This window comes from Rhodococcus sp. TAF43 (assembly GCF_052113525.1).
Taxonomy (GTDB): domain Bacteria; phylum Actinomycetota; class Actinomycetes; order Mycobacteriales; family Mycobacteriaceae; genus Prescottella.
On the sequence record NZ_JBFRDL010000051.1, the window covers coordinates 20,918 to 32,996 of the forward strand.

Here is a 12,079-nt window from a genome sequence, read left to right on the forward strand (position 1 = left end):
CACGTCTCTATTCAGGCAAAGACCTTGCGAAGTTGGCCGGCGTCCAGGTATTCCTCGATGCGGCGGACCTTGCCGCCGTCGACGAACACCCGGAAGATCGTGGGGACGTTGACGGTCTTGCCCCCGATGGTCGCCCGGATGACGTGCTGACGCACAAAGCCGTCCTCGAGGGCGGTACAGCGGGCTTCGTCGTAGCCGAAGTCGTCGTAGCGGGTGGGGATGCCCGAGAGGATGCGGAGGTTGTCCTCACGGGACTGCTCGGCGTTGTCCCAGTTGTGCCAGATCTTCACGTCCGCGTGATAGATCTCGTCGAGGACGGCGACATCGCCTCGGCTGAGGGCGGTGAACATCTTGTCTGCGAGCGCGAGCATCTCACTCACTTGGCAGCAGCCCCAACCGGAGCGCCGAGGCCGCCGTCCGCGGTCCGGGGCGCGTGCGCGACGTCGTCCTCGCGCAGCTCACGGGTCCACGCCGCGAACTCGAGCAGAATGCCGTCCGGGTCGAAGAAGTAGATCGACTTCACGAAGGTGGAGTCGCTGTCCTGGAGGCTGATCCCGCGCTCGGACTTGTCGTGGTTGAGCATCGGTCCGGTCTGCACACCCTTGGCCTCGAGCTTGGCCTTGTACTCGTCGAACTTGTCAAGCGGGATCTTGAACGAGACGTGGTTCATCGAGCCGTGCGCCGACGCGATCTCCTTGCCGATACCGGGGATGGCCGCGGGCGCCGCGATACCGGGGGCGTGCGGGGCAGCGTCGGCGAACCAGAAGAACGCGATGAACTGGCCGCCGCCCATGTCGAAGAAGAAGTGCTGGCCGCCGCCGGGCAGGGAGAGCGTCATGGACAGCTTCATGCCCAGGACGTTGGTGTAGAAGTCGACGGTGCGCTCCATGTCCTGGCACACCAGCGCCAGGTGGCACACGCCACCTAGTTCGAATTCCGTGTTTGTCATGTCACATTCTCCTCGCTGCGTGGCGGCCGTCTCGCCGTCTTCTCGGCTCGACGGTAGGTCTGAGTGTTCGGATAGTCAATATCGATCGATCGCTAAGTTGCGAACGGTGGTCGTCGTGGCGCCCGGCGCCGGGGCGCGGGTCGGGTCAGCCGAACACGGCGCTGAGCTGGCCGCGGTCGAAGTACTCCTCGATGCGGTGGATCTTGCCGCTCTCGACGTACACGCGCAGGACCGCGGGGACGTTCACGGTCTTCTTCCCGATCGTGGCCTTGATGACGTGCTGACGGAGGAAACCGTCCTCGAGGGCGGTGTGGCGGATGTCCTCGTAGCCGAAGTCGTCATAGCGGCCGGAGATTCCCGCGAGGGTTGCGAGGTTGTCCTCACGGGACTGGTCGAGGTTGTCGAAGTTGTGCCAGACGGTCACGTCGTCGCGGTAGAAGCCGGCCACCGCGTCGATGTCGCCGTCCGAGACGGCGTTGAAGAACTGGTCTGCGAACTCGAGGATGTCGCTCATTGGAGTACTCCTGACTAGGCGCCGTAGGTGGCACTGAGCTTGCTTACGGGTGCATGAGAGATGTTGGCGTTGCGCAACTTGCGGGTCCGGGCTACGTACTCGAGCACGATGGCGCCTTGGTTGAGGAAGTGGATCGACGGCGCGCAGGTGGTCCCACTCCTGGGTCCTGCGGCCGCCGGCTCGCACTCGCCTTGTCCTGTGACACGCATCGCTCGGATGTCTCACGAAGACCGTATTGCCGTCCGTTTGGTTCGTCAAGACCTATCGATCGCTAAGTTTCGAACGGATGGGTGACCATGCTATTGACGACGATCCATTCGGCATGCGCCGCTGCCGTGGCAGAGATTGCTTCTGCTTGACAGAATTGGCGCGTCGGAGAGGGTGTCGGAGTGGCTGGTCGTAGCCGTTTTGAGGCCAAATCTGTAATCGTCACGGGCGCCGGATCCGGCATCGGCCGCGGGACGGCAGTGCTTTCGTCGCGAGCGACGATGCGGCGTACATGACCGGACGGACCGTCGTTGTGGATGGTGGTCGTCCAGCCGGGTGATCGCGCGACGGCGGGATACCGTGGTGCTCATGGAGCGGTCGGGACGAATCGGTGGGGAAGGGCTGGGCGCCAGGATTCGCGCGGCGCGTATCGAGCGCGAGGTCGGGCTCCGGCAGCTTGCTCAGCTGGTCGGGATGAGCCCGTCATCTCTGAGTGAGTTCGAGAACGGGAAGAGCCTGCCGGGTCACGAGCGCTTGCAGGCTCTCTCGGCCGCGCTCGGGGTGCCGCTGGATCTGCGTCCGCCCGAGCCGGCCGGCCCACGGTTCGACGACTGGCGAGACTTCGAGCCGCTGGACCTCCCTCCGGTCTTTCGAACGGCGCTGGATGTCTTTGTGGAGGTCGGCTACCACGCTGCCACCGTCAGGATGATCGCCGATCGGTGCGGCTTGTCGATGGCCGGCGTCTACTACCACGTGGAGAGCAAGGACGTTCTGCTCACTGAATTGCTGCAAGGCGCGATGGCCGAGCTGATAAGCCGATGCGTGGCTGCAGACGCCGACGCGGATTCACCCGCTGAACGGTTGGCGAACCTGGTCGAGTGCGTGATCCTTTTCCACACGTACCGCCAGGCCTCGGCGGTGCTTGCGTCCACTGAGTTGCGGTCGCTCGACGAGTCCGGCCGATCGCTGCACCTCCAGGCACGGCTGCAGGTCCGGGACATTGTGCAGGCAGCAGTGGAGGCCTGCCGTGATGCGGGGCGGGTCGGAACCGTGCCGGCGTCATCGACCGCCACTGCGATCGTCACGATGTGCGTTGCCGTGGCCGATTGGTACACGCCTGGCGTCAGTCCGCCGCCGCACGAGATTGCACGGGAGTACACGGACCTTGCGCTGGCCATGGCCGTCGCCGGCCCGTCGGGTCTTTCGCGTTCGCGGGACTGACGAGGAAATGCGAGACGATTCGTCGGCTCCACGCTGCAACTCTCCACGCAGTGTCGGATGGTTGAGGGCTTCCGGGTGGCTTCAGCTTTCGACCTTCGTGTCTTGACTTGCATTGTTGGCCTGTGCAACTCTGGATAAGAGAGTTGCTCTGCCATGCAGAATAATGCGGTGTCTGGGTGGTCAGTCCCACGGAGTATCAAAGCCCAGGGTGCCAGTGCAGGTGCGTGAATCCCGCATCGTGGGCAGGGCCCTAGGCGTCGTCGGTGGGCCCGAGCAGCACCAGTAGGACAACCGGATCTGAGGAGCGCGCAATGACCGCGATTGTCAAGGGGCACCCGTCGACGAACGACGACTCGTATCAGCTCAACACGACCACGCTGATCCGTCATTCGGCCCGCAACTACCCGGAGCGCGAGATCGTCTATCGCACCAGCGACGGGGGATGGGACCGCTACACCTACGCCGACGCCTACGCGCGCATCAAGCGGATTGCCAACGCCCTGACCGGCCTGGGCGTGAAACCCGGTGATGTGGTGGGGATCCTGGACTGGAACAGTAAGCGGCATTTCGAGCTCTACTGGGCCATCCCGGGCACCGGAGCGGTGATGCTGCAGATGAACCTGCGCCTGGCGCCCGAGGACGTGGGGTATGTCGCCACCCACGGTGGCGCGTCTGTCGTCCTGGTGGACGAGAGCCTGCTGAGCGTCGCTGAGTCGGTGGCGCCGTTTGCGCCGGAGGTCACCTGGGTGGTGATGTCCGACAGGCCCCTCTCGGAGATCACCACCACGTTGCCGAACGTCCGTCATTTCGAGGACCTGGTGGCGAAGGCGTCCCCGGAGATCGACTGGCCGATGATCGACGAGAGCTCCGCCTACAGCGCCTGCTACACGACTGGCACCACCGGCCGGCCGAAGGGCGTGTACTACTCGCATCGAGCGATCTACCTGCACACCCTGACGCAGGCCTCGTCTTACGCGATGAGCGCCTCCGACGCGGTCATGCTGATCACGCCGATGTTCCACAGTCAGTCCTGGGGTCTTCCGCAGTCTGCCGTCTACGTCGCGGCCAAGATTGTTCTGCCCGGCCGCTATTCGGCACAGGACACGGACATGCTGGCAGACGTGATGATCGCCGAGAACGTCACGGTCGCGAACGGCGCCCCGGCGATCTTCCAGCCGATGCTCGACTACATCGAGACGCTCGACGTCAAACCGGACTTCAGTCGCACCCGGCTGCTGTCCGGCGCCACCGAGCCCGCGCTCTCGCTCATGCGTGGGTTCTACGACTTGACCGGTGCCGATTTCATCCATGCGTACGGGGCTACCGAGACTGCGCCGATGGCTTTCGTCAACTACGGCCGCAAGGTGACCTTGCAGGGCAAGGTGACGGAAGACGAATGGTGGAGCATCAAGCGCTATCAGGGTCTTCCCGCGGGCGGTGTCGATGTGCGGATCGTAGATCCGGAGGGCAACGACTTGCCGCACGACGGCAACAGTAAGGGCGAGGTCCTGCTGCGGGGACCGTGGATTACCGCGCGGTACCACATGCTTGATGACGACGCCGACAGGTTCCTCGACGGTTACTGGCGCAGCGGCGATATCGGGACCATCGATCAGAATGGCTACCTCAAGCTCGCGGACCGGCTCAAGGATGTCATCAAGAGTGGCGGCGAATGGATTTCGTCGATCGACATGGAAAACGCGATCATTGCCCATCCTCGGGTGGCTGAGGCGGCGGTGATCGGTGTCGAGCACCCGAAATGGCAGGAACGTCCGGTCGTGATCATGGTGACCACGGACGGCGAGGAAGTTCCGCTCGCCGAGATCCACGAGTTGCTTCAGGGTGCGTTCGCCAAGTGGCAACTCCCTKACACGATTCTGTACGTCGACGCGCTTCCGCGTACGAGTGTCGGAAAGCTTGACAAGAAGGTCATGCGCGTTCAGCACGGGGACCTCTACCGAGGCGCGTAGTTCTGTCTTCAGGCCCGAGCAGTGCGATTGTCGCACTGCTCGGGATTTGCTGTATCTGTGTGTTGTACAAGTCTTTCCGGCCTTTCGAGATAGGGATTCTTCTTCTTCGTCGTAGAAACACCTTCTGATAGCCTCCTCACAGGAGTCGCTGGAAGTGGCTCGAATCACCTCGAAGTCAGGCAGGCTCAGTTGACCAAGCGGATCGCATATCTCGAAATGAATACCGGCCAGCAGAAGAGCCCGGTTCCCGATCGCCTGATCGCGCCCGGGTACTCCGTCGAGTCGGTGTACACGGAGATCCGAGTGGCGCCGATCGACGCGGTCGACCTCCTGCTCTCCGATGTCGTCTACGCGGAGGCTGCAATGCGGGCCGCTCGCGACGGGTGCGCCGGAGTTCTGATCGGCGGGGTTCCGGACTACGGTCTGGCAGCAGCGCGCGCCGCCTCCGATATCCCGGTGGTCGGTAGCGGTGAGGCAAGCCTGCTGGCAGCAGCGGCTCTCGGCGAGAAGTTCAGCATCGTCACGATCTGGCCGGAGACGATGGACTTCGTCTACGAGCGTCTACTGCGCGATAACCCTGTTGGACGGCAGTGTATCTCGGTACGCTACGTCTCAACCCACGCTGAGCAGAGCACTCTGGCTGATGAAGACAACTTCCTCACCCAGATGAAGGCCGGACGCGAGGACATTATCGAGCGCATCCTGGCCGAGATCGAACTCGCAGTGCAGGACGGCGCCAAGTCGGTCATCCTGGGGTGCAACTGCATGAGCCCGGTCGCCGAGATCCTCGCTGCCCGCTCGAGCGTCCCCATCGTGGACCCGACGATGGCCGGCTACCGCCAGCTCGAGACGCTGATCGAGCTCGGTTTGCGCCCGGCGCGGGATCCGCGGGTGCCGCGATCGGAGCGTCAGGAACTCTTCGCCGAGATGGTTCAGGCGGCGGACGGCGCGCTCGGCGCCGATCAGGAAGACTGCCCGGTGTGTGTCCTCAATGACGACGGCACTGCTTCGTGTGATCTGCCGGCAAACGTGCCCGCCGAAGCGTAGGAGGGGACAGAGATACATGAGTACTGCGTACACACTCGAATCAGTAGCTGCCCGAGCCGAAATCGAAGATGTCATCCATCGGTACTGCCATGCGACGGATCGTCGGCGTTGGTGGTTGATGGACTCGGTTTTCCACGAGGACGCAACCTGCCGATTGTCATCGATCGGCGGAAGCTGGCGCGAATTCGTCGCACAAGGCTCCGCACTTCTCGAGCCGGTCGAGGCGACGCACCACCAGGTCGGCAACATCATGATTGCTTTCGAGGGGAGCGTCGCGCACGTCGAAACGTATGTGACGGCATTCCATGCCATTCCGCATGATGCGCCTGTCGGTGGTGGTTTCGGTGGCACGGGTGAGGCGTACGAAGTCATGCTCGGCGCTCGCTATATCGACCGATTCGAACTCCGCGACGGTCGCTGGCGGATTGCGGACCGGCGCCTGCTCACGGAGTGGCGCAATCACCGTCCATCGCGAGAAGGCGGCCTTGCCGCTGTCTCGGGGCAGGCGAGGGGACAGCGAGAGGACGGCATCTCGGGATCGGTCGTAGAGGCTTGGCGCACAAACGATCTCGGTCGAGTAGACGCCGGTCGGCTTGTCGACCGCGCGGAAATCGCCGATGTTGTCAACCGCTTCTGCCACGCAGTGGATCGGAACCGATGGGAACTGATGGCGAGCGTATTCCATGAGGACGGGAAAACTGTCTTCATCGGAAACGAGCTGCCTTGGCAGAAGATGGTGGAGAACGCCCGGGTGTCGATGGGCTCCCTCGAGCGGACCCATCATCAGACGGGCAACATGCTGTTTTCCTTCGACGGTGACGTCGCCGAAGTGGAAACCTACGTCACCGCCTATCACCGAGTTCCGCCGACTGCTCCCTCAACTACTTTCTGGGACGGACGAAGTGAGGATTACGAGGGCGTTGCAGGTGGTCGATACATCGATCGATTCGAGCGCCGTGACGGTCGCTGGCGCATGGTCGAGCACCGAACCTTTGTCGAGTGGCGTCATGACCACGGCGTCGCGGAAGGCTCGTTGGCTCAAACCCCGTCGAGCATGCGAGGCCAGCGTGGAGATGCCGACGCATCACTTCCGGTGATAGCTTCGCTGCTGAACTGATTGTCGTATTGCTTTGACGTGCAACGAATGAGCGCCGGTGTTCACCGGCGCTCATTCGTGCTCAGGTCATTCGATTCCCAGCGCACGCGACCACAGGTAGGTGAGGGTGCCGATCGCCTCGTCATCCGACCCAGGTCGCCCAATCCCTCCTGCATCCATGCCCAGCCACAGATAACAACTGTGTTCGAGCATGGAGGAGAGCGCTGATGCGGCGACGTACGGATCCAGCTTCGGATCCACTAGCCCTTGTCGCTGAAGCACTTTGACTCGTCCGGCAATCTGCTTGACGCCTACCTCACGAATCTGCATCCATGCTTGCAGGAACTCGTCCTCGACCGACGCAGCGTGCGTGATTCCGACCAATTCAGGAAGGAACTCGGTGTAGGTGCGCCAGAACACGGCGATGGCCGATCTCAGTGATTCCGAGGTGTACACGCCCTGCGGATCAGGGTTCCCCTGATCGAGGACGCGGCTCAAGAAGTCCTCCAACATCGCGTGGAGGATCTCCCGCTTGTTGTCGAAGTAGTTGTAGAGCGTGGCCGGAGACTTGCCGGCCTCGTCAGCGATATCTGTCATCCTGGCATTGAGATAGCCGTCGCGCTTGAAGACGGTGCGTGCAGCGGTCTTGATGAGCTGTGCGGTCTGCTGCCCCTTCGTGCCCACGCTCTGGTGCCCGGTACTCGTTGTGTGCACCTTGATGGCCCCTTCGATCTTGTCGCTGCAGTCCTGGTTTGTATCGATATCGCTGACGGGGATGCGCTTACAGCTTGGGCATGACCTCGGCGGCGAACAGCGCCATCGTGTCCATGAGCATCTCGTGCGGGAGCCCACCCACGTCGAAGACCGCCAGGTGGACGTCGGGATCGATGATCTCCTTGAACGTGTTCATGCGCTCGACAACCTCTTCGGGGCTGCCGCACATAGCCGTTCCCTCGATCAGTTCCTCGTAGTTCACGGGGGACTTGTTGCCGAGCAGTTGGCGTGCCCACGTGACATACCCGGTCAGGTAGGGGCGCCACTGCTCGCGTGCGGTCTGGCTGTCAGGTGCGACGTGAACGTAGCTGCAGGAGCCGACCACCGCCTGCTTGCCCTGCTCCTCCATGAGCTCGCGGTAGATCTTCACGAGCGGGCCCCAGGTGTCGATGCGGGCAAAGATGCTCGGCAGCATCAGGGGCAGCCCTTGTGCGGCCGTGCGTCGGACGGACTCCTCGGTGGTGCCGGTGCCCATCCACAAGCGGGGCGCGCTCGCGAGCGGTGAGGGCTTGAGCTGTACGTTCTCGAGCGGTCCGCGGAACTCGCCGGACCAGTCGAAGGGCTCCTTCGAGTTCCAGAGCTGATCCAGCAGTTGGACCTTCTCGCTCATGATGGCGTGGCCCTGCTTGGGGTCCAGACCACCGAATGCCGCGTAGGTTTCGGGGTTGATACCGCGTCCGACGACGATTTCGGCCCGACCTCCGGACAGCTGGTCGAGCGTTGCGAAATCCTCTGCCACACGGACCGGGTCCGAGGTGGCCAGCAGGGTCACGGCAGTGGCCAGCCGGATCCGCTCGGTGCGCTCGGCAATTGCAGCGAGCATGAGCTGCGGTGAAGAGATGATGTAGTCGTTGAAGTGGTGCTCTCCCAGCGCGATCATGGAGAATCCCAAGCTCTCCGCTTCCACCGAACTGTCGACGATGGAGCGCAGACGCTCGCCCTGTGAAGTGCGAATCCCCGTGTGCGGGTTGGGTAGGTGGTCGCCGAGGCTCATGACGCCCAGTTCCATGTGATGTTCCTTCCAGTGGTGCCAGCACAATAGGTAAAAGTGACGTTAGTTTTAGTTTTATGTCACGTCAAGACCTTCAGCGAAGATCTTGGGGGCAAGGTCGCGCGTGTCGATGACGCCGAAAGGTGCTAGGACGCTGGGACTCTCGAGTTGGGGTATGTTCGGCGACCGGACTCGCAGTCCCGGGAGTCGCGGATAGCAGGGCGAAGGGCAGCGGATTGGAGGGTTTGGGGTGCGTCGTGGCGCGGGACAACGCTCCGGCCGCTGAAGTTGGCTCCGCCACTTGAGTTTCGAAACAAGGTCGGCTTAGAGTCGCGCACGCATCGTCCCCATGGGGCCCTCCGGGAGTCGCGCCTCGCGGCCGGAGGCGGTCGTGGGACCCCGGGCGCGAGCGAACCTCGGCAGGAAAATCCCGGCCGTCCCAGCACACTCAGGATTGAGGAGCAGTCATGCAATTGGTGGTAAACGAGTTCGGTGCGGTCCTGTTGGAGGATCGGGACACCTTCACCGACTTTGCGGTGCGTGCGCCGGCCGACTACGAGATCGTTCGGGTTGGAAAGGCTCTCGAGGCTGCATGGGTGGGGGAGGCAGTCGATGGGCATGCCTGGATATCCGCTGCGGCGGTCGCACGACTGGCCGATGCGGATGGTGCCGGTGACGATTGGCGGACCGGCGAGCACTGGGCGTGCACATGGCGGGTCGCCGTGTGCACGCCCGACGGAACCGCTGCTCGCCGGATGTACGGCCTCAGGGGCTCGATCAGACCAGGGCCGTTTTGTTGTTGAGAACCAGACCGTCGCGGGGCCAGTCGAATCGGAGTAGCTTTCCGGTGCTCGACGCAGTGGCGTACGCCGTTCGCATTTAGCCGAAGTCCGGCGATCTCCCTCCGCACCGGATGCCCGCCGGTGTGGTTCGGAGAGTTCGTGTCACCGGAACTCGGCGGCGATATCCCGGCCGATGATCTCCTTCATGATCTCGGTGGTACCGCCGTAGATGGTCTGGATCCTGGAATCGACGTAGGCGCGGCCGATCGGGTATTCCATCATGTAGCCGTAGCCGCCATGCAGTTGCACGCAGCGGTCGATGACACGCTTCTGGAGTTCGGTCGCCCACCACTTGCTCATCGACGCGTCCACTGCAGTGAGCTCACCGGCGTTCAGCGCGAGGATGCTGCGGTCGATGTGTGATTCGGTGACCTCGATCTCCGTCCGCATTTCAGCGAGCGCGAAGCGGGTGTTCTGCAGATCGCCGATCGGCTTTCCGAATGCCTTTCGCTCGAACACGTAGTTCTTGGTCCACTCGTAGGCGGCGCGGGCGGACGTGATGGCACTCACGGCGATCGAGATTCGCTCGAGCGGCAGATTCTCCATCAGGTGGATGAATCCTGCGCCCTCGGTTCCGAGCAGGTTCACGGCCGGCACCCGGACGTCCTCGAAGACCAGCTCTGCGGTGTCCTGGCCGGCCAGTCCGACCTTGTGCAGCTTTCGCCCGCGCGTGAACCCGGGGGTGTCACGCTCGACGACGATCAGTGAGAAGCCCTTCGAGCCCGCCTCGGGATCGGTCCGGCACACCACGATTACGACGTCGGCATGGATTCCGTTGGTGATGAATGTCTTCTGGCCGTTGATCACCCATTCGTCGCCGTCACGTACCGCAGTGGTCCGAATGCCCTGGAGGTCCGAACCGGCACCGGGCTCGGTCATCGCGATCGCGCCGATCACCTCACCGGCGGCCATCCCGGGCAGCCAACGGGCCTTCTGCTCGACGGTGCCGAGGTTCGCGATGTACGGGACGACAATGTCGTCCTGAGTGTTGATCCCCGTTCCGAACGAGGTGGTGCCTGCCCGCGCGACTTCCTCGAAGACGACCTGGCGGAAACGGAAGTCAGTGACGCCGGCCCCACCGAACTCCTCCGAGATGCCGAGTCCGAGGATGCCGAACTTGCCGGCAGCGAGCCACGCCGAGCGGCTGATCAGCCGCTCTTGCTCCCACCGTTCGTAGTTCGGCTCGATCTCGCGTGCCAGGAACTCGCGAACCGTCTCGCGGTACGCCTCGTGGTCGGCTTCGAACTGGGTGCGCTGCATTCTCTTTGCTCCTCGCTGGATCAGGCGCTGACGGTGTGGGTTCCCCGGTCGCTGCCGAGCAGCCCGGCGAGGCGCTCGGAGATCAGGGCCTCCGCGTCGGCGACGATGCGTTCGACGAGTGCGCCTGCGGTGGGGATGTCGTGGATGATGCCCTGGACGGTGCCGACGGTCCAGATCCCGGCCTCCGAGTCGCCGTTCTCGTAGACGAGCCGGCCGCGGGCCCCGGCGACCAACTCGCGCACGTCCTCGAATTGTCCACCGCGGTCGAGGATCTCGACGACCTCACGGCTGACGGCGTTGCTGGCCACCCGTGCGGTGTTGCGCAGCGGCCGGAAGATCAACTCGGTGTCCGTCTCCGTCGCGGCGACGATCGCTTCCTTGATGGTGCGGTGGATCGGGGATTCCTCGGTGCACATGAAGCGGGTGCCCATGTTGATGCCGTCGGCCCCGAGTGCGAGGGCGGCCACCAGGCCGCGACCGTCGCCGAAGCCGCCGGACGCGATCATCGGGATGGTGATCTGTTCGGCGGCGGCGGCGATCAACACCAGACCCGGGACATCGTCCTCGCCGGGATGTCCCGCGCACTCGAAGCCGTCGATGCTGATGCCGTCGACGCCGGCGTCCTGGGCCTTGACCGCATGCCGGACGCTGGTGCACTTGTGCAGCACCTTGACCCCGGCGGCGTGGAAGTGGGGCAGGTGCGGTGCGGGATTGGAGCCGGCGGTCTCGACGATCTTGACGCCGGATTCGATGATGACCTGCCGGTATTCGTCGTAGGGCGGCGGAGTGATCGCGGGCAGGATCGTCAGGTTCACGCCGAACGGCTGGTCGGTCAGCTCGCGGGTGCGGGCGATTTCCTTGGCGAGGTCGTCCGGGGTGGGCTGGGTGAGCGCGGTGATCATGCCCAGTGCGCCGGCATTGGCCACGGCGGCAACGAGTTCGGCGCGGCCGACCCATTGCATGCCGCCCTGGACGATGGGGTGGCGGACGCCGAAGGTTTCGGTGAAGGCGGTAGACAGCACAACTTCTCCTCGCTGTACAGGTTCTCGATGATCGGTCAGGTAGCCGATCCTGTCGGGCCCGATAGAACGGACTCGATGCCGTCGGTGGCCGGTTCGGTTTCGGGGAGCGGACCGTTGCTTCGTGGAAACCGCGCTCGCTCAAAGTTTCCGGTGCGCTGTCGAGAATGGGGCCGAACCGCAGGGAAC

Annotated in this window: 11 protein-coding genes; 4 read left to right on the forward strand and 7 right to left on the reverse strand. The window is 63.6% G+C overall.

Annotated elements, in window-relative coordinates:
* Window positions 1–11: 11 nt before the first annotated feature.
* The 3 genes from AB4Z09_RS24270 to AB4Z09_RS24280 form a co-directional block, all read right to left on the reverse strand.
* Window positions 12–371, reverse strand: a complete 360-nt coding sequence (locus AB4Z09_RS24270; protein WP_254623046.1) for a nuclear transport factor 2 family protein — start codon at window positions 369–371, stop codon at window positions 12–14.
* A gap of 5 nt (window positions 372–376) precedes the next feature.
* On the reverse strand, window positions 377–949 hold the full coding sequence (locus AB4Z09_RS24275) for a VOC family protein (protein ID WP_114722033.1): 573 nt from the start codon (window positions 947–949) through the stop codon (window positions 377–379).
* 145 nt (window positions 950–1,094) lie between these two features.
* Window positions 1,095–1,463 carry a nuclear transport factor 2 family protein gene (locus AB4Z09_RS24280; protein WP_174913464.1) on the reverse strand — a complete coding sequence of 123 codons (369 nt, stop codon included), beginning with the start codon at window positions 1,461–1,463 and terminating at the stop codon, window positions 1,095–1,097.
* Window positions 1,464–2,039: 576 nt separating this feature from the next.
* On the opposite strand from AB4Z09_RS24280, the gene AB4Z09_RS24285 reads away from it, so the two are divergent.
* The 4 genes from AB4Z09_RS24285 (at window position 2,040) to AB4Z09_RS24300 (ending at window position 7,025) form a co-directional block, all read left to right on the forward strand.
* Window positions 2,040–2,891, forward strand: coding sequence for a helix-turn-helix domain-containing protein (locus AB4Z09_RS24285; RefSeq protein ID WP_442240842.1), 852 nt, complete (start codon window positions 2,040–2,042; stop codon window positions 2,889–2,891).
* Window positions 2,892–3,202: 311 nt separating this feature from the next.
* Complete coding sequence (locus AB4Z09_RS24290; RefSeq protein ID WP_442240843.1) at window positions 3,203–4,861, forward strand: long-chain-fatty-acid--CoA ligase; 1,659 nt, start codon at window positions 3,203–3,205, stop codon at window positions 4,859–4,861.
* Window positions 4,862–5,164: 303 nt separating this feature from the next.
* Window positions 5,165–5,908 carry an aspartate/glutamate racemase family protein gene (locus AB4Z09_RS24295; protein ID WP_442240844.1) on the forward strand — a complete coding sequence of 248 codons (744 nt, stop codon included), beginning with the start codon at window positions 5,165–5,167 and terminating at the stop codon, window positions 5,906–5,908.
* Between the two features lie 16 nt (window positions 5,909–5,924).
* Window positions 5,925–7,025, forward strand: a complete 1,101-nt coding sequence (locus AB4Z09_RS24300; protein ID WP_174913453.1) for a nuclear transport factor 2 family protein — start codon at window positions 5,925–5,927, stop codon at window positions 7,023–7,025.
* A 66-nt stretch (window positions 7,026–7,091) separates the two neighbouring features.
* Here AB4Z09_RS24300 and AB4Z09_RS24305 read toward each other — a convergent pair whose 3' ends face one another.
* The 4 genes from AB4Z09_RS24305 to AB4Z09_RS24320 form a co-directional block, all read right to left on the reverse strand.
* Window positions 7,092–7,688, reverse strand: a complete 597-nt coding sequence (locus AB4Z09_RS24305) for a TetR/AcrR family transcriptional regulator (protein WP_174913450.1) — start codon at window positions 7,686–7,688, stop codon at window positions 7,092–7,094.
* A gap of 97 nt (window positions 7,689–7,785) precedes the next feature.
* Entirely contained in the window at window positions 7,786–8,787 is a 1,002-nt protein-coding gene (locus AB4Z09_RS24310; protein WP_174913447.1) for an LLM class flavin-dependent oxidoreductase, read from the reverse strand.
* Window positions 8,788–9,713: 926 nt separating this feature from the next.
* Window positions 9,714–10,871, reverse strand: a complete 1,158-nt coding sequence (locus AB4Z09_RS24315; RefSeq protein ID WP_442240845.1) for an acyl-CoA dehydrogenase family protein — start codon at window positions 10,869–10,871, stop codon at window positions 9,714–9,716.
* Between the two features lie 20 nt (window positions 10,872–10,891).
* A complete protein-coding gene (locus tag AB4Z09_RS24320) occupies window positions 10,892–11,893 on the reverse strand; it encodes an NAD(P)H-dependent flavin oxidoreductase (protein ID WP_442240846.1) in 1,002 nt (333 codons plus the stop codon).
* Between the last annotated feature and the right edge of the window lie 186 nt (window positions 11,894–12,079).